General features: G+C 62.4%; 17 protein-coding genes. 10 read left to right on the top strand and 7 right to left on the bottom strand.

The genetic code is table 11. From position 1 onward, the window contains the following. Positions 1 to 8 precede the first annotated feature (8 nt). Positions 9 to 1,607, bottom strand: a complete 1,599-nt coding sequence (locus tag P1U48_RS07200) for a phosphoenolpyruvate carboxykinase (RefSeq protein WP_301068261.1) — start codon at positions 1,605 to 1,607, stop codon at positions 9 to 11. A 342-nt stretch (positions 1,608 to 1,949) separates the two neighbouring features. Between P1U48_RS07200 and P1U48_RS07205 the strand changes: the two genes are divergently transcribed. The 7 genes from P1U48_RS07205 (at position 1,950) to P1U48_RS07235 (ending at position 7,484) form a co-directional block, all read left to right on the top strand. Further along, positions 1,950 to 2,651, top strand: coding sequence for a response regulator transcription factor (locus P1U48_RS07205; protein WP_301068262.1), 702 nt, complete (start codon positions 1,950 to 1,952; stop codon positions 2,649 to 2,651). Beyond that, the gene (locus P1U48_RS07210; protein ID WP_301068263.1) at positions 2,651 to 4,369 is read left to right on the top strand and encodes a sensor histidine kinase; all 1,719 of its coding nucleotides are present in this window, start codon (positions 2,651 to 2,653) and stop codon (positions 4,367 to 4,369) included. Before P1U48_RS07205 ends, P1U48_RS07210 begins: the two co-directional genes overlap by 1 nt. A gap of 15 nt (positions 4,370 to 4,384) precedes the next feature. Next, a complete protein-coding gene (locus P1U48_RS07215; protein ID WP_301068264.1) occupies positions 4,385 to 4,846 on the top strand; it encodes an HPr kinase/phosphatase C-terminal domain-containing protein in 462 nt (153 codons plus the stop codon). 57 nt (positions 4,847 to 4,903) lie between these two features. Further along, positions 4,904 to 5,800, top strand: a complete 897-nt coding sequence (rapZ, locus tag P1U48_RS07220; protein ID WP_301068265.1) for an RNase adapter RapZ — start codon at positions 4,904 to 4,906, stop codon at positions 5,798 to 5,800. A gap of 30 nt (positions 5,801 to 5,830) precedes the next feature. Next, entirely contained in the window at positions 5,831 to 6,226 is a 396-nt protein-coding gene (locus tag P1U48_RS07225) for a PTS fructose transporter subunit IIA (protein WP_301068266.1), read from the top strand. A gap of 11 nt (positions 6,227 to 6,237) precedes the next feature. Continuing rightward, positions 6,238 to 6,516 carry an HPr family phosphocarrier protein gene (locus tag P1U48_RS07230; RefSeq protein WP_301068267.1) on the top strand — a complete coding sequence of 93 codons (279 nt, stop codon included), beginning with the start codon at positions 6,238 to 6,240 and terminating at the stop codon, positions 6,514 to 6,516. An 86-nt stretch (positions 6,517 to 6,602) separates the two neighbouring features. Then, a complete protein-coding gene (locus P1U48_RS07235; RefSeq protein WP_366142870.1) occupies positions 6,603 to 7,484 on the top strand; it encodes a lysophospholipid acyltransferase family protein in 882 nt (293 codons plus the stop codon). Here P1U48_RS07235 and P1U48_RS07240 read toward each other — a convergent pair whose 3' ends face one another. Genes P1U48_RS07240 through P1U48_RS07250 form a run of 3 tightly spaced genes read right to left on the bottom strand, consistent with a single transcriptional unit; the run spans position 7,485 to position 10,052 of the window. Next, the gene (locus tag P1U48_RS07240; protein ID WP_301068268.1) at positions 7,485 to 8,822 is read right to left on the bottom strand and encodes an 8-oxoguanine deaminase; all 1,338 of its coding nucleotides are present in this window, start codon (positions 8,820 to 8,822) and stop codon (positions 7,485 to 7,487) included. Next, positions 8,819 to 9,631 (bottom strand): inositol monophosphatase family protein, encoded by an 813-nt coding sequence (locus tag P1U48_RS07245; RefSeq protein WP_301068269.1) that lies wholly within the window; start codon positions 9,629 to 9,631, stop codon positions 8,819 to 8,821. The genes P1U48_RS07240 and P1U48_RS07245 overlap by 4 nt, the downstream gene beginning before the upstream one ends. A gap of 52 nt (positions 9,632 to 9,683) precedes the next feature. Continuing rightward, positions 9,684 to 10,052, bottom strand: a complete 369-nt coding sequence (locus P1U48_RS07250) for a helix-turn-helix transcriptional regulator (RefSeq protein WP_301068270.1) — start codon at positions 10,050 to 10,052, stop codon at positions 9,684 to 9,686. A gap of 342 nt (positions 10,053 to 10,394) precedes the next feature. Here P1U48_RS07250 and P1U48_RS07255 point away from each other — a divergent pair, with 342 nt between their 5' ends. Beyond that, a complete protein-coding gene (locus tag P1U48_RS07255; RefSeq protein ID WP_301068271.1) occupies positions 10,395 to 11,354 on the top strand; it encodes an NADPH:quinone oxidoreductase family protein in 960 nt (319 codons plus the stop codon). Here P1U48_RS07255 and P1U48_RS07260 read toward each other — a convergent pair. After that, a complete protein-coding gene (locus P1U48_RS07260) occupies positions 11,344 to 12,243 on the bottom strand; it encodes a LysR family transcriptional regulator (protein WP_301068272.1) in 900 nt (299 codons plus the stop codon). The two genes, P1U48_RS07255 and P1U48_RS07260, sit on opposite strands and share 11 nt — an antisense overlap. 125 nt (positions 12,244 to 12,368) lie before the next feature. Between P1U48_RS07260 and P1U48_RS07265 the strand changes: the two genes are divergently transcribed. Together P1U48_RS07265 and P1U48_RS07270 are read left to right on the top strand one after the other, a co-directional pair. Next, positions 12,369 to 12,590 carry a DUF1127 domain-containing protein gene (locus tag P1U48_RS07265; protein WP_301068273.1) on the top strand — a complete coding sequence of 74 codons (222 nt, stop codon included), beginning with the start codon at positions 12,369 to 12,371 and terminating at the stop codon, positions 12,588 to 12,590. 196 nt (positions 12,591 to 12,786) lie between these two features. Next, complete coding sequence (locus P1U48_RS07270; protein WP_301068274.1) at positions 12,787 to 13,524, top strand: Bax inhibitor-1/YccA family protein; 738 nt, start codon at positions 12,787 to 12,789, stop codon at positions 13,522 to 13,524. Between the two features lie 74 nt (positions 13,525 to 13,598). Here the strand turns inward: P1U48_RS07270 and P1U48_RS07275 are convergent, their stop codons facing one another. Beyond that, positions 13,599 to 14,690: a cystathionine gamma-lyase gene (locus tag P1U48_RS07275; protein WP_301068275.1), complete on the bottom strand. Its 1,092-nt coding sequence runs from the start codon at positions 14,688 to 14,690 to the stop codon at positions 13,599 to 13,601. A 142-nt stretch (positions 14,691 to 14,832) separates the two neighbouring features. Continuing rightward, entirely contained in the window at positions 14,833 to 16,467 is a 1,635-nt protein-coding gene (locus tag P1U48_RS07280; protein ID WP_301068276.1) for a long-chain fatty acid--CoA ligase, read from the bottom strand. Positions 16,468 to 16,493: the final 26 nt, after the last annotated feature.

Consider the following 16,493-nt stretch of genomic DNA (forward strand, 5'->3'; position numbering starts at 1 on the left):
GGGGCCGGTTAGCCGATGGCGGCGGCTTTCACGTCGTCATCGATGAACGGCACATATTGTTCGAAATTGGCCGAGAACATCTGCACCAGTTTCGCCGCTTGCGCGTCATAGCTGCCCTTGTCGGCCCAGGTCGCGCGCGGGTCCAGCAGGGTGGCGTCGACACCGGGCACCGTCACCGGCACTTCAAAGCCGAAGTTCGGGTCCTTGCGGAAGGTCGCGTCGTTCAAGGACCCGTCCAGCGCCGCGGTCAGCAGGGCGCGGGTGGCCTTGATCGGCATCCGGCTACCGGTGCCAAACGCGCCGCCGGTCCAGCCGGTGTTCACCAGCCAGCAGGTGGCGCCATGCTTGGCGACCTTGGCGCGCAGCAGATTGCCATAGACCTCGGGGCGGCGCGGCATGAACGGGGCGCCGAAACAGGTCGAAAACGTCGGTTCCGGTTCGACAACGCCACGTTCGGTGCCGGGGGTTTTCGAAGTGAAGCCGGAGAGGAAGTGATACATCGCCTGTGCCGGGGTCAGCCGCGAGATCGGCGGCAGCACGCCAAAGGCGTCGCAGGTCAGCAGGATGATGTTCTTGGGGTGCCCGCCCAACGCCGTGTCCGACGCGTTCGAGATGTATTCCAGCGGATAGGCGCAGCGCATGTTTTCGGTCAGGCTGCTGTCTTCGAAATCGAGCTCGAACGTCTCGGGGTCAAACACCATGTTCTCGATCACGGTGCCGAATTTCGTGGTGGTCGCATAGATCTCAGGCTCGGCCTCGGGGGACAGGCTGATGGTCTTGGCGTAGCAGCCGCCCTCGAAGTTGAAGGTGCCACGATCCGACCAGCCATGTTCGTCATCGCCAATCAGGGTGCGCGCCGGATCGGCGGACAGGGTGGTCTTGCCGGTGCCGGACAGGCCAAAGAAGATGGCGGTGTCTACCGGGTTGCCATTGGCGTGGTTGGCCGAGCAGTGCATCGGCATCACGTCTTTTTCCGGCAGCAGGTAGTTCAGCAGGGTGAACACCGATTTCTTGTTCTCGCCGGCGTATTCGGTATTGCCGATCAGGATCAGCTTCTTGTCGAAGTTCAGCGCGATCACCGTGTCGCTGCGGCAGCCGTGGCGCTCGGGATCGGCCTTGAAACTGGGGCAGTTGATGATGGTGAAATCGGCGAGGAAGGCATCCACCTCGGCACTGTCAGGCCGACGCAGCAGGTGGCGGATGAACAGGCTGTGCCAGGCCAATTCGGTGACCATGCGCACCTTGATCGCATAGGTCGGGTCCGCGCCGCCGACCAGATCCTGCACATAGAATTCGCGGCCCTTCATATGCGCCAGCATGTCGGCATGGAGCGTGTCAAACCCTTCGGGCGACATCTCGGCGTTATTTTCCCACCAGATCGTGTCGGCGACCGAGGCGGTCTTGACCACGTGTTTGTCCTTGGGCGACCGGCCGGTGTATTTGCCGGTGGTCACCAGAAAGGTGCCGCCACGGCCCAGCGTGCCTTCGCCATTCTTGATCGCATGTTCGACCAGCGCTGGCTCCAGAAGGTTATAATACACGTCACCAAGACCAACTATTCCCTGGTCTTCGAGGCGAAATTTTGGGTTCACTCGACCAAATGCCATCGTGCAATGCTCCTCTGTCCGCGTCGGGCGGCTGTGTTCAATTACCCGGGGGGGCTGGACTGGCAGCCTCCGCCTCCCGGTGGGCGGCTCTTAACATGGGGGTGAGCAATTGTAACAGGAGCGTTTGACGCAGTTAGCGCAACCACGTCAGGTTTAACGCAAACACCCGCCGATGCGCTGCGCTGCAGCACGGGAATTAAGGCCGTTCTAAGACATTTTCGCCACAAGTGACCCAGCTTGACTGGGCTGATTCGCAGTTGGGGATTGATTGCAAAGGGTAAATGTGTGGATAGTCAGAAAAAATAGCAAATAAACATCGAGCAGCACGAAGGAAATCGGGACATGTCAAAGATCGCCCTTGTGGACGATGACAGGAATATTCTGACGTCGGTTGCGATGACGCTCGAGGCCGAAGGCTTCGATGTCGAAACCTATCACGACGGACAGGCCGCGCTGGACGCGTTCAACAAGAAACTGCCGGATATGGCGGTTCTGGATATCAAGATGCCGCGCATGGACGGCATGGACCTGCTGCAACGGCTGCGGCAGAAAACTTCGATGCCGGTCATTTTCCTGACCTCCAAGGATGATGAGATCGACGAGGTTCTGGGCCTGCGCATGGGCGCCGACGATTATGTGAAAAAGCCGTTCAGCCAGCGTTTGCTGGTGGAACGCATCCGGGCGCTGCTGCGCCGTCAGGACGCGGTGGCCGGTGATATCGTTGGCGACACCGAAGAAACCAAGGTGATGGAACGGGGCGAGTTGCGGATGGATCCGCTGCGCCATTCCGTCGCCTGGAAGGGCAAGGACGTGTCGCTGACCGTCACCGAATTCCTGTTGTTGCAAGCGCTGGCGCAGCGTCCGGGCTTTGTCAAAAGCCGGGATCAGCTGATGGACGTGGCCTATGACGATCAGGTCTATGTGGATGACCGGACCATCGACAGCCACATCAAGCGCCTGCGTAAAAAGATGCGGACCGTCGATTCCGAATTCTCAGCGATTGAGACGCTCTACGGTATCGGCTACAGATACAACGAAGAGTAATGGCTCTCGTCGAGGGATTCCGCTTGCGCGACAATGCGCCTGATAAAAGCGGCGACGTTGTTCTGGGTGAAGATTTTGTTGCCCCGAATGCCGTCGTCGAAGAAGAGCTGCGCGAACATCGCGAGCGGCGTGGCTTTCTGTCGCTTAAGCAATCGCCGCTGACCCGCAAGATCATCATCTTCAACCTGATCGCGCTGAACGTTCTGGTTGCCGGAATCCTCTATCTGAACGCCTCACGCGACAGCCTGGTGCAGCAACGCGCCAATGCGCTGACCGGGCAGGTGGAACTGGTCGCCGATGTGTTCGAGGCACAATTGCCTGCCCGCGGCCCGGTAAACGTCGCCACCGGCGACGGTATTGATATCTCTGGCACCCTGGCCGGGCTCGATCTGCGCCAGGGTGTTGAGCTTTATGTTTTCGATGACACCGGAAATCTGGTCGGCAAGGCCACCGGCACCGGTTTCGAAGGCGCAGGCACCGCCGCCGAAGCGCCGCGCCGCACGATCCTCACCGATTTCCTGAGCGCGTTGTGGTCGGGTGCGACCTCGGTGTTTTCTTCGGGCCGCCGCGCCGAGGTGCCGGTTTCGGTGATCGACCAATTGCGCGACATGGTGAGCGCCGCGCCTGACAGCCCGAGCGAGGTCAAGCAGGGCAAGGCCGAGGACGGCGCCTTTTTCGCTGTCACCTCTCCGGTGCTGCACAATGGCCGGGCGATTGCCACCGTGGCGCTGGTGTCCTCCGCAGGTGAGATTGACGCATTGGTGCGCAGTGAGCGTGAGCGGGTTCTGCAGATGTTCGTCATCGCCACCCTGGTGTCGATCGGGCTGAGCCTGGTGCTCGCCTCGACCATCGCCAACCCGCTGTCCGATCTGGCTGCCGCCGCCGAAATCGGCCGCGATCGCGACCACCGCAAGGTCTCGCCCAGCCGGGTGCGGATCCCCGATCTGACCGCTCGCCCGGACGAGATCGGCCGCCTGTCCGGCGCTTTGCGCGGCATGGTCGCCGCACTCTACGAACGGATTGACGCCAACGAACAATTCGCCGCCGATGTTGCGCATGAGATCAAGAACCCGCTGGCCAGCCTGCGCTCGGCTGTTGGCACCATGCGGGTGGCCAAGCGCGAGGATCAGCGCAACAAGCTGCTGGATGTGATCGAACATGATGTGCGCCGCCTGGACCGGCTGGTCAGCGACATCTCCAACGCCTCGCGGCTCGATTCCGAGCTGGTGAAAGAGGAAGAGGAACAGTTCGACCTACTGACCATGCTGACCAACCTCAACGAATACCTCGGCCAGCAGGCCAAGGAAAAAGGCATCGATTTCATCAGCGACCTGCCCAAGGGCAAGATCATGATGAACGGGCTCGAGGCGCGGCTGGCGCAGGTCTTTGTCAACCTGATCACCAATGCCACCTCGTTCTGTGACGAGGGGGATGCGATCCGGGTCTGGGCGCGACGTCGCGAAAACCGGGTGCTGGTGGTGGTCGAAGACACCGGGCCGGGGATCCCCGATCAGGCGCTGACCAAGATCTTCAAACGCTTCTATTCGCAGCGCCCTGACAGCGATTTCGGCAACAATTCCGGCCTCGGTCTGGCCATTTCAAAACAGATTGTCGAGGCACATGGCGGCGTGATCTGGGCCGAGAACATCCGCCCGACCGACGCTGACATCACCTCGAATCCGCTGGGCGCCCGGTTTGTCGTCGGCCTGCCGATCTAGCTGTGGGCCGGGCAGATGGTCTTTTCCCTGACCACTGATACTGCGGGGGATGCTGCGGGCCGCGCCCGGATGCACGCCACCTGCGTCGCGTATCGCGGGCGCGGGGTGCTGATTGCCGGCGCGTCAGGCAGCGGCAAATCCGCGCTGGCGCTGCAGCTGATGGCACTGGGCGCCGCGCTGGTGTCGGATGATCAGGTCATTCTCGAACGGCGGGATGCGATGCTGATTGCCAGCGCTCCGGACGCCCTGCGCGGCAAGATCGAGGCGCGGTTTGTCGGTATCCTCTCTGCCCCCAGCCCCTGCGCCGAGGTGGCGATTGCCCTGGCGGTGCTGCTGGATATCAGCGAAACTGACCGTCTGCCGCCGGATCGGGCGACGAATATTCTGGGTTGTCCGGTGCCATTGCTTCACAATGTGGCAAAGACCTATTTCCCCGCCGCGATTCTTCAATATCTGGAATATGGGCGCCAGGCATGATCTGCGATCATGCCGCCAGCGATCGCACCTGAAACAGCTATACCTGCACCGGATCCGATGTCCAACACCCCCGAATTTGCCCCGACTTCCCGCCTCGTCTTTGTCACCGGTCCCTCTGGCGCCGGGCGATCGACCGCGATCCATGTGCTCGAAGATCTCGGCTATGAGGCGATCGACAACATGCCGCTGTCGCTGATCCCGCGGCTGATGGATGGGCCGCAGCCCAACCGCCCGATGGCGCTGGGTATCGACGTGCGCAACCGCGACTTTTCGGTGATCGGGCTGATCGACACCATCGACGGGCTCAGCGTCGGGCGCGACGACCCGGTTGAGGTGCTGTATCTGGACGCCCGCACCGATGTGCTGATCCGTCGCTATTCCGAAACCCGTCGCCGCCACCCGCTGGCCGAAACCGAAAGCCTGGACATCGGCGTCGAGCGGGAACTGGACCTGCTGACCACAGTGCGCGCCCGGGCGGATTTCCTGATCGACACCTCGGATCTGACCCCGCATGATCTGCGCGACGAGATGGAGCGCTGGTTTACCACCACGCTGGACCGGTCGCTGGCGATCTCGGTTCACAGCTTTTCCTACAAACGCGGGGTGCCGCGCGGCATCGACATGATGTTCGACACGCGGTTCCTGCGCAATCCGCATTGGGACGCGGCGCTGCGCGACAACGATGGCCGGGATCAGGCGGTGCAGGATTTCGTCGCCGCCGATCCGCGCTATACCGCGTTCTTTTCCAAGCTGCTGGATCTTTGCGATATGCTGCTGCCGGCCTATGTCGCCGAGGGCAAGGCGCACCTGGCAATTGCCTTTGGTTGCACCGGCGGGCAACACCGTTCGGTTACATTGACCGAACGTTTGGCAAATGCCCTTGCACAGCGCGGCTGGCAGGTGTCAATTAGGCACCGGGAACTTGAGCGCAGGCAAACTTCGCCCAATGACTGAAATGCGCCCGAGGAAAGGGGATCAGCAGTCTTGATCGGCATCGTGATTGTTGCCCATGGCGGGCTGGCCAGGGAATATCTGGCGGCGATGGAGCATGTTGTCGGCGTGCAAGGTGGCGTGCGTGCGATTTCCATCGAAGCCAGCCACGACCGCGCCCGCAAACAGGCCGAAATATGTGCCGCCGCTGATGCGGTGGACTCCGGCGATGGGGTGGTCATTGTCACCGATATGTTCGGGGGGTCACCGTCCAACCTGTCATTGCCCGCCTGCCTGCCGATGCACCGCCGGATCCTCTATGGCGTCAATCTGCCGGCCCTGATCAAACTGGCCAAGTCGCGGCATATGGCCCTGCCGAATGCGGTGCAGGCGGCGACCGACTCGGGGCGCAAATACATCGACAGCCAGAATTTTGGCACCGGAGAGTGAAGGCTGACCCGATGAGCGACAAGATTTCCCGCGCGCTGAAAGTCGTGAACGAAAAGGGCCTGCACGCCCGCGCCTCGGCCAAGCTGGTCGAAGTGGTCGAAGGTTTTGACGCAAGCGCCGAGGTGTTTTGCAACGGTCAATCGGCCCCCGGTGACAGCATCATGGGGCTTTTGATGTTGGCAGCCTCCAAGGGAACCACTATTGAGGTCGAAACTTCGGGACCGGAGGCGGGTGCGCTTGCCGATGCGCTGCAGGCCCTGGTCGCAGACCGGTTCGGCGAAGACATGTAAACGACCCCGGCGGGCGCAGCGACGGCAGGTACGGCTTGGTAGACAGCAGTCAGAATTCCGCGATTACAGCAGTGGCGCGCGATTCGGTGAGCCACCCCAAATATGACCGGCGCAGCCTGACCTATTCCAACAGCTTTGAGAATCCGTTCAAGCGCAATGTCATTCGCGCGATGGAATGGCTGACCGGCAAGATCACCATCCTGCGGTTGATCCGCGAATTCGAACGCCGCGGTGCGCCGCAGGGCGAAAAATTCTGGGCGGGGTGCCTCGATGTGATGGGCATCGAGGTGCGCACGCCCGAGGCGCAGATCGCCCGGATCCCGAAAGACGGGCCGGTGATCCTGGTCGCCAACCATCCGCATGGCATGGTCGATGGCATGGTGCTGGCCGATCTGATCGGTCGGCGGCGGGTGGATTACCGGGTGCTGTCGCGGTCGCTGCTGACCGGGATCGACGAGGTTGCCTCGTCCTTTCTGCTTCCGGTTCCGTTCCCGCATGAAGCGGATTCACAGAAAAAATCCATGGAGATGCGGGCACTGGCCCTGGAGCATCTGAAATCCGGCGGGCTGGTTTGCCTCTTCCCTTCGGGGGCGGTGGCGGCGTCGCACAGCCTGTTGGGCCCGGCGATCGAGGCGGATTGGAATGTCTTTACCGCGCAGCTGGTCCGCAAGTCCGGCGCGCAGGTGGTGCCAGTGTGTTTCCAGGGCTCGAATTCGCGCTGGTATCAGATCGCCAACCGGGTGTCTGCGACCCTGCGGCAGGGGTTGCTGTTGCACGAGATCGTGCATGCGCTGAACAAGCCGCAGGCGCCGGTGATCGGCGAGGTGATCCCGGATGAACGGACCGCCATGGTCCATTCCGACCCGCGCGGCTTCATGGCCTGGTTGCGCCAGCACACCCTGTCGCTGGCAGAGGCGTCGGAGGGGCAGGCCGACGGGGAAACTGACGACAATCCACCCGTCCGCTGATCAGCCCGCCAGGTTGCGGGCCAGGCGGCGCTGCTGCTCCAGCACCCGGGGCAGGTCGATTGTGGTGATCTGGCCGTCGCGCACCACTTGGCGGCCTTCGACGAGCAGATCGCGCACCCGGGTTGGCCCCGCCAGCAACAGCGCCGCCGGATCCCAGGACCCGGCGCTTTCCACTCCGCTGACATCCCAGATCGCGATATCGGCGCGTTTTCCCGGCATGATCCGGCCGCAATCCGAGCGGCCCAGCACGTCGGCGCCGCCACGGGTGGCGATTTCCAGCGCCTCGCGAGCGGACATCGCATCGGCGCCGCGTGACACCCGTTGCAACAGCATCGCCTGACGCGCCTCAGAGATCAGATTGCCGCTGTCATTGCTGGCCGACCCGTCCACCCCCAGCGCCACCTTGACGCCGGCGTCCCGCATCGCGCGCACTGGTGCAATGCCGGATCCGAGGCGGCAGTTGGAGCAGGGGCAATGGGCGACGCCGGTGCCGGTGCGGGCAAACAGGGCGATTTCCGCCGGGTCCAGCTTCACGCAATGGGCATGCCAGACATCGGCGCCGGTCCAGCCGAGGTCTTCGGCATATTGGCCGGGGCGGCAGCCAAAATTGGCCTCGGAATAGGCGATATCCTCGTCATTTTCGGCAAGATGGGTGTGCAGCATCACCTTCTTGTCGCGGGCCAGCAAGGCGGCGTCGCGCATCAGCTCACGGCTGACCGAGAACGGTGAGCAGGGGGCGATGCCGGTGCGGATCATCGCGCCTTCGCGCGGGTCGTGAAAGCGGTCAACGACACGGATGCAATCGCGCAGGATCGCCGCCTCATCCTCGACCAGCCCGTCAGGGGGCAGACCACCGGCGCTTTGGCCGATGCTCATCGCACCGCGGGTGGGATGGAACCTGAGGCCAATCTCAAGCGCCGCGTCGATGGTATCATCAAGCTGCGCGCCGCCGGGAAAGAGATAGAGATGATCCGACGACAGGCTGCAGCCCGACAGCGCCAGTTCGGCCAGCCCGGTCAGCGCCGAGACCCGGATTTCCTCGGGCCCGAACCGGGCCCAGATCGGATAGAGGGTTTGCAGCCAGCCGAACAGCAATGCGTCCTGGCCGCCGGGCACCGCGCGGGTCAGGGTCTGGAACAGATGGTGATGGGTGTTCACCAGTCCGGGAGTGATGACGCAGCCGCTGGCGATGATGGTCTCGCCACCGGTGGTCAGCCCGGTGCCAATGGCCGCAATCACGCCGTCGCGGATCAGAATATCGGCATCGGCCAGTTCGCGACGCTGATCGTCCATGGTGACGATGTTCTGGGCGCCACGGATCAGGATCTCGCGGCTCATGGCGCGGCGATGATCGGACGCAGCTGATCCAGTGCTGCGCGGTGGATATCAGCATTGCCCGCGGCCAGGATCCGCCCGCCCATATGCGCCGGGCCACCGGCCCAATCGGTGACGATGCCGCCCGCCGCCTGGATCACCGCAATCGGCGCCTGCACGTCATAGGGATAAAGCCCGGCCTCGATCACCAGGTCGATCTGCCCGGCGGCGAGCAGGGCATAGGCATAGCAATCCATGCCATAGCGGGTCAGCTTGACCCGGTCAGCGACCGCGCGAAATGCCGCCTGTTCACGGCAAGACCCGATTTCCGGGAAGGTCGAGAACAGGATCGCGTCTTCCAGCGCCCTGGTTGACCGGGTGCCGAGGGCCCTCTCGCCCAAGGGGCCGGTCATCCCGGACTGGCCATAGCCGCCCCAGAACCGTTCGCCGGTATAGGGTTGGTCAATGATGCCGAAGTCCGGGCCATTCGCGCCACCGACCGCGATCAGCACGCCCCAGGTTGGGGTGCCGGACAGGAACCCCCGTGTGCCGTCGATCGGATCGAGCACCCAGGTCAGCCCGCTGGTTCCTGGTTTGGAACCGAATTCTTCGCCCAGGATCGCGTCATCCGGGCGGCATTCGGCCAGGATTTCGCGCATTTTCCGCTCCGACTCGCGGTCGGCGACCGTGACCGGGTCGAAACTCTCTGTTTCCTTATTGTCGGCAATCAATCCGCCGAAAGCGCGGAAATGCGGGAGTATTACCGCCCGTGCGGCATCCGCCAAAGCATTTGCCGTCGAGATAATGTCGCGATTCTCTTGCGAGGTCATCATGCACGCCTTTCGTTTGCCGCCGAATGACGGCTACCGCAGGTCGTGCACAGGCTCAAGCAACGTCGCTGAGGACTCGGGCCAATTCGAACAGACGGCGGCGCTGGTTTTCGGGGATGGCATAGTAGGAGCGGATCAGATCCAGCGCCTCTTTGTCACCCAAGAGGTCGGCGGGCACGTTGTTGGGTTCCTTTTGGCCCCCATCGGCATCCAGACCTTCAAAGAAAAAACTTACCGGAACATCAAGCGCATCAGCGATATCCCACAGCCTTGAGGCGCTGACCCGGTTGGCTCCGGTCTCATATTTCTGGATTTGCTGGAACTTGATGCCGACACGTTCGGCCAGCTGTTGCTGGGTCATACCGACCAGCCAGCGACGGTGGCGGATGCGCTTGCCGACATGTGCGTCAACCGGATGGGTCATTGGAGTGACTCCATAACAATATCCCTTGTCTCCACGAACAATCCGCACCTCTTACGAGGTCGGCTCGCCGGAACAACCTTTGGTTTAGCGCCGCACATCCCAACAGCGTCTTAAAAGAATAACAGTTTTTCTTATTCGATCAAGCTGTGCGCCAGACGCGTATCCATGAGAAGTTGCCGTTAACCTCTCTGCCACCCGTCTCGCAGATCATGACGTGACGTAACTAAATCCTTTAAACATAATGAAACTTTACGCTTTTTTTAATTCGCCTGATCTGTCAGCATTTGACAGAACAAGCAAGCCATCCTAACCCGCAGTTTGTCGTTTGGATAGGGGGACGTCATGCGGGCATTAAGGATTTCGGTCTTGGGCGGCACGCCGCACTTGTGTGACATTCCCCGGCCCGAGGTCACGCCGGGGCAGACCCTGATCAAAGTGGCGGCCTGCGGGCTGAACTTTGCCGACTTGTTGATGATCGAGGGCCGCTATCAGGACAATCCCGAACCGCCCTTCACCATGGGGTTAGAGGTGTCCGGTGTGGTCGAGGTGGCCGACCCGGCGGGCGATGGTCCCGCGGTGGGCACAAGGGTCGCGATCTATGGGGGCCGCGGTGGTCTGGCGGATTATGGCGCCTTTGCCACCGACCGGCTGGTGCCGATCCCTGATGCGATGCCCCACACCGATGCGGCGGCGCTGCTGATCGCCTATGGCACCAGCCATGTCGCACTGGATCACAAGGCGCGGTTGCAGCCTGGCGAAACCCTGCTGGTGCTGGGCGCCGCCGGTGGTGTCGGCCTGACCGCTGTCGAGATCGGCAAGCTGATGGGCGCCCGGGTGATCGCCTGTGCCCGTGGTGCCGACAAGCTGGCGGTGGCCCAAAAGGCCGGGGCGGATCACCTGATTGATGCAAGCACGGTGGATATCCGTGCGGCGGTCAAGGATCTGGGCGGCGCCGATGTGGTCTATGATCCGGTCGGCGGCGATCAATTCGATGCCGCCTTTCGCGCGATGCGTCCCGAGGGGCGGATGCTGGTGATCGGCTTTGCCAGTGGCCGGGTGCCAGAGGTCAAACCGAACCATATGCTGGTCAAGAATATCGACCTGCTGGGGTTCTACTGGGGCGCCTATCTGAAATTCCGCCCGCAGGTGGTGACCGACAGCCTGGCGCAGCTGATGCGTTGGTATGATGAGGGCAAGATCCACCCCCATGTCAGCCACATCCTGCCGCTGGAGCGGGCCACCGAAGGGCTGGAGCTGTTGCGCAGCCGCAAATCCACCGGCAAGGTCGTGATCACGCCCTGAGGCGGCGGGTCTCGTTCAGCGGCATCAGTGTCCCGGACTCGGTGATGGTGAATCCGGCGCGCAGCATATCGGTCAGCCGCTCCAGAACCTCTCCGGTTCCGCGATCCTGTTGGTACATGCAGATCTTCTGCTTGCCGAGCCCCGGCAATTCGCCGCCATGGGCGATCGCCTCAAGCTGCGCCGGCTCGGTGCCCTCGATCATCGCGCCAATCGCCAGATCGGCGGAAATGGTCGCCTCGACAGTGCGGTCCTGTTCGGTTTCCACCGCGTTTTCCCAATCAATCGCCGCCGCCTCCAGCGCCTGGATCGCGCCCTTGCGGAAAATGCAGGTGCGCGCCGAGGCATAGCGGATCGGCCGCTGCCGCCAGGCATTGCCGCCCGGCGCACCGATCCAGCACAGGGGCCGTTCGTCCAAAACCTCGGCACTGGCGTCCGGGTTGCTCTCGGTGGTCAGGATCACATCGACCGCGCCCCGGGCGAAATCCTCTTTCAGCACCGAGGTATAGGCCGAGATCAACTGCACCTTCATCCGTGGGAATTCGGCGTTGAACTGCTGCAGGACGCGCGGGATGACCGGATAGACAATGTCATGCGGCACCCCGATCACAATCTCACCCTCATAGGTCCGCGAGGTCAGCCGGATCATCGCTTCGTCGTTCAGCTCGATCATCCGGCGGGCATAGCCCAGCAATTGCTCGCCCGAGGCGGTCAGTGAAATGCGTCGGTTGGACCGGTCAAACAGCGGCAGACCGATGCTGTCCTCCAGTCGTTTCAGCTGCATCGACACCGCTGATTGAGTGAAATTCAGCACCCCGGCGGCGCGCGTCACCCCGCCGTGATCGGCGACGGCGACAAAGGAGCGGAGCGCGGTCATATCGAGATTTCGCATACATCACATTCCTTGATGGATTTGACCAAGAACATTCATTTCCAATATTGATCATAAAGCACCATATGCATCAACAGAAATCATCAAACTGACATATGTCATCAAATTCAAGAAAGGATGAGACCATGACCACTCTCACGTCACGCCACACTGGTATCGCCGCCACCGCTCTGCGCCCCACCGCCCTGATTGGCCGTGTTTTCGCCCTGCTCGGCCTTTATCAAAGCCGCCGCTCGCTGGCCCGTCTGGACGATACGCTGCTGGCCGATATCGGTCTGACCCGCGACGAAGCCACCCGCGAAGCCCACCGCGCGGTCTGGCATGTGCCCGCCTGCTGGCGCAGCTGATTGGACCCGGCTCTGGCCGGATCGAAGCCGGACTGCCGCCAAAATACCGCCGAATCGTAAATGTTTATGCCGCGTCCATGTTTGGGCGCGGTTTTACGTTTGAGGGACTTGAAAAGCCGTTTAGGGTTGCCGATATCTAATCCAAAGCCCGTTTCGATATTCGGATGCGGGTGTTTGCTTACCTTCGGAGGAACGAATGGCTGAATTCGACACGATCCGTCAGACCACCGGCGCCCGTGCCGCAGTGATTGACGCGGGCCTGCGGGCTCATATGAACAAAGTTTATGGCACGATGTCCGTCGGCATGTTGCTGACGTTCCTTGTTGCCTGGGCGGTGGGGTCCAACGACGCGCTGCTGGGCGTGTTTCGCAATCCCGTGACGCTGCAGCCCAATATCCTGGGCTGGATCGTGATGTTTGCGCCGCTCGGCATGGTGTTCATGTTCGGCGCGATGCTCAACCGGTTCTCGGCCGCCGCGGCGCAATTGTTCTTCTACGCCTTTGCGGCGGTGATGGGCCTGTCGCTGTCCTGGATCTTTGTCGCCTTCACCGGCTTCTCGATCGCTCAGGTGTTCCTGGTGACCTCGATCGCCTTTGCCGGTCTCAGCCTGTATGGCTATACCACGAAAAAGGACATCTCCGGTTGGGGATCGTTCCTGATCATGGGCGTGATCGGTATCCTGGTGGCCTCGATCATCAATATCTTCCTCGGTTCGCCGGCATTGATGTTCGCGATCTCGATCTTGGGTGTGCTGATCTTTGCCGGGCTGACCGCCTATGACACGCAAAAGATCAAGGCGACCTACCTGGCCCATGCATCGCATGGCGATCAGGAATGGCTGGGCAAGGCCGCGATCATGGGCGCGCTGAACCTCTACCTCGACTTCATCAACATGTTCATGTTCCTGCTGCAGCTGTTCGGCAATCGCGAATAATCTGCGCCGACAGGTCTGAATAGATGCCCCGCCTCGGGTTTTCCGAGGCGGGGTTTTCTGTGCCGAGGCTGGGTTCAGCGCGCTGGCAAGGCGTCCGCTATCGCCGCCCAGAGGCTCTCCAGCGGTTCAATCCCCACCGATAGACGCAGCGACCCCGGCGCCACCGCATCGCCCCAGCGCGCCCGCCGCTCGGCGCTGCTGTGCACCCCACCAAAAGAGGTGGCGGGCTGCAGCATCGGACAGTCGTTGATAAAGCGCTCGGCGCGTGCCGCATCCGCCAGGGTCAGGCTGATCAGAAACCCTGAATTGGCCATCTGCCGACGCGCCGGGTGATTGCTCAGCCCAGGATAGCGCAGATCGGACACCGCCGGATGTTCGGCCAGCCGTTCGGCGATCACCTCGGCGCTGGCGACCATCCGCGACAGCCGCAGCTCCAGCGTTTCCAGCCCGCGCAGGGTCAGCCAGGCCTCGAACGGGCCGGGGATCGCGCCAGAGAGTTTGCGCCAGTCCTTCACCGCCTCAAACAACACCGGGTCGCGGGTGGCGACATGGCCCATCAACAGATCCGAATGGCCGTTCGGTGCCTTGGTGTCCGAGGCGACGACGATATCGGCACCAAGGTCGAGCGGGCGCTGGCCATAGGGGGTCATCGTGGTGTTGTCGACCACCATCAGCCCGCCAGCGGCATGAACCGCTTGCGCTGTCGCCGCGATGTCGCAGAGGTCGAGCCCGGGGTTGGAGGGGGTTTCGACAAAGACCAGGCGAAACCCGTCAAACCCGCCCTGGTCGAACTGCGCGGTTGGCCGGGTCTCGATCTCGATCCCGAGCGTGGCCAGAAACCGATCCGCCAGCACCCGGGTGGCATAATAGCCATCCGACGGCAGCAGAATCTGGTCCCCGGCCCGCAGGCTGGCCAGCAAGGCCGCCGAAATTGCCCCCATGCCAGAGGGAAAGCACAGGCAGGGCGCTGCCTCGAGATGCGCCAGCGTGGCCTCCAGCGCCACCCAGGTGGCATTGTCGACCCGCCCGTAATACGGCGATTCGTCCGGCTCGCCCGGCAGATGAAACATCGAGGCGGTCTGGATTTGCGGCGCCACCGGTGCGCCCTTGCTCAATCCCGCCGCATGCAGATGCAGCAATTGCGCCGCAAGATCGTCCTGTGTCATGTCCGTCGCCCCAATGGTTTCCCGGACACTGCGCAAAACAAAGGGGGCCCGCAACCCGGTCCCTGGCTTCCTCTGGTCAAAAATATCTCGGGGGGCGGCGGCCAGAGGCCGACGGGGGGCTGGCCCCCCGCCGCGCTCGGGCTCAGCGTTCGTCCGGGTGGACGTAATCCGCGAAGGTCTGGCGCAGGGTCAGCTTTGACACCTTGCCAGTCGCCGTCAGCGGCAGCGCATCGACCCAGATCACGTCATCGGGCAATTGCCACTTGGCGAAATGCTCTTCCATATGCGCCTGCAATTCGGCCAGATCGGGCTTCTCGGCCCCGGCGGCGACCGCCACCAGGATCGGGCGTTCATCCCATTTCTTGTGCGGCACCGCGATCACCGCAGCATTGCTGATCGCCGGATGTGCCATCGCCAGGTTTTCCAGATCGATCGAGGAAATCCATTCGCCGCCCGATTTCACCAGATCCTTGGCCCGGTCCTGAATCACCAGAAGGCCGCCCGGTTCGATCGAGGCGACATCGCCGGTGCCGAACCAGCCCTCGGGATCCAGCGCCTTGGCACTGGCCTCTTCGTTGTTGAAATAGCCCGAGACCACGGTGTTGCCGCGCACAAAAAGCTCGCCAATCGCCTTTCCGTCATGCGGCTGGCGCTTGCCATCCTCGTCGACGATCTTGAATTCGACCCCGAAACAGCGACGGCCCTGCTTTTGCTTGATGTCGAGCTGCTCTTCGAGTGGCGCGTCGGCCATCCAGGCGGGCAGAACCCCGTGCGAGCCGACCGGGCTCGTCTCGGTCATGCCCCAGGCATGGCTGACGCTGGCGCCGTGTTCCTCGAACGCCTTGATCAGCGAGCGCGGCGCGGCGGAGCCGCCGACCACAACATCCTTGAAACCTTTCGGCATCCGGCCCTGGCTCTGGATCTCGGCCATCAGCCCCATCCAGATCGTCGGCACCCCCCAGGCGGAATAGACGCCCTCGTCATCCATCAGCTTGAACAGGCTCGGCCCGTCCAAGGCCGACCCCGGAAAGACGATCGACAAGCCGGACAGCGGCGCCGAATAGGGCAGGCCCCAGGCGTTGACATGGAACAGCGGCACCACCGGCAGCACCTTGCTGCCCTCAACAAAGCTGGAGGTCTGCATCACGATGATCATCATCGCATGCAGCACCGTCGAGCGATGCGAATAGAGCGCGCCCTTGGGGTGCCCGGTGGTGCCGGAGGTATAGCAGAGACCGCAGGCAGTGTTTTCGTCGAATTCCGGCCAGTCGATCGTCGCGGGCTGCCCCTCCAGCAGGTCTTCATAGCACAGCGCCTCGAACGGCATATCCTTGGGCATCTTGTCCTTGTCGGACATGATCACATAGGTCAGGTCCTTGGGCAGATGGTCCTTCACCGCCGCGATCAGCGGCACAAAGGTGGTGTCCAGGAACAGCACCTTGTCCTCGGCATGGTTGACAATATAGATCAGCTGCTCTGGGCTGAGGCGCGGGTTGATGGTGTGACAGATCGCGCCGATGCCGGAGATCGCGTAATACAATTCGAAATGGCGATAGCCGTTCCAGGCCAGGGTCGCGACCCGGTCGCCCAGTTCGATCCCATGCGCCAACAGCCCATTGGCCAGCTGGCGGGTGCGTGCCGCGGCCTCTGGATAGGTATAGCGGTGAATGTCGCCCTCGGTGCGCACCGACACGATTTCACCGTGCTGGTATTGCTCTGCCCCGAATTCCAAAATGTCGCTGATCCGCAGCGGCCGCTGCATCATCATACCCTTCATGGGTCCTCTCCCGTATGCTTGTTTTA

This window comes from Pseudooceanicola sp. (genome assembly GCF_029213205.1).
Lineage (GTDB): Bacteria > Pseudomonadota > Alphaproteobacteria > Rhodobacterales > Rhodobacteraceae > Pseudooceanicola.

What these genes read in the sequence shown, in the direction of transcription:
- P1U48_RS07200 (WP_301068261.1), bottom strand. Translation starts at nt 1,607, where the DNA reads ATGGCATTTGGTCGAGTGAACCCAAAATTTCGCCTCGAAGACCAGGGA.
- P1U48_RS07205 (WP_301068262.1), top strand. Translation starts at nt 1,950, where the DNA reads ATGTCAAAGATCGCCCTTGTGGACGATGACAGGAATATTCTGACGTCG.
- P1U48_RS07210 (WP_301068263.1), top strand. Translation starts at nt 2,651, where the DNA reads ATGGCTCTCGTCGAGGGATTCCGCTTGCGCGACAATGCGCCTGATAAA.
- P1U48_RS07215 (WP_301068264.1), top strand. Translation starts at nt 4,385, where the DNA reads ATGGTCTTTTCCCTGACCACTGATACTGCGGGGGATGCTGCGGGCCGC.
- rapZ (WP_301068265.1), top strand. Translation starts at nt 4,904, where the DNA reads ATGTCCAACACCCCCGAATTTGCCCCGACTTCCCGCCTCGTCTTTGTC.
- P1U48_RS07230 (WP_301068267.1), top strand. Translation starts at nt 6,238, where the DNA reads ATGAGCGACAAGATTTCCCGCGCGCTGAAAGTCGTGAACGAAAAGGGC.
- P1U48_RS07240 (WP_301068268.1), bottom strand. Translation starts at nt 8,822, where the DNA reads ATGAGCCGCGAGATCCTGATCCGTGGCGCCCAGAACATCGTCACCATG.
- P1U48_RS07245 (WP_301068269.1), bottom strand. Translation starts at nt 9,631, where the DNA reads ATGATGACCTCGCAAGAGAATCGCGACATTATCTCGACGGCAAATGCT.
- P1U48_RS07250 (WP_301068270.1), bottom strand. Translation starts at nt 10,052, where the DNA reads ATGACCCATCCGGTTGACGCACATGTCGGCAAGCGCATCCGCCACCGT.
- P1U48_RS07255 (WP_301068271.1), top strand. Translation starts at nt 10,395, where the DNA reads ATGCGGGCATTAAGGATTTCGGTCTTGGGCGGCACGCCGCACTTGTGT.
- P1U48_RS07260 (WP_301068272.1), bottom strand. Translation starts at nt 12,243, where the DNA reads ATGCGAAATCTCGATATGACCGCGCTCCGCTCCTTTGTCGCCGTCGCC.
- P1U48_RS07265 (WP_301068273.1), top strand. Translation starts at nt 12,369, where the DNA reads ATGACCACTCTCACGTCACGCCACACTGGTATCGCCGCCACCGCTCTG.
- P1U48_RS07270 (WP_301068274.1), top strand. Translation starts at nt 12,787, where the DNA reads ATGGCTGAATTCGACACGATCCGTCAGACCACCGGCGCCCGTGCCGCA.
- P1U48_RS07275 (WP_301068275.1), bottom strand. Translation starts at nt 14,690, where the DNA reads ATGACACAGGACGATCTTGCGGCGCAATTGCTGCATCTGCATGCGGCG.
- P1U48_RS07280 (WP_301068276.1), bottom strand. Translation starts at nt 16,467, where the DNA reads ATGAAGGGTATGATGATGCAGCGGCCGCTGCGGATCAGCGACATTTTG.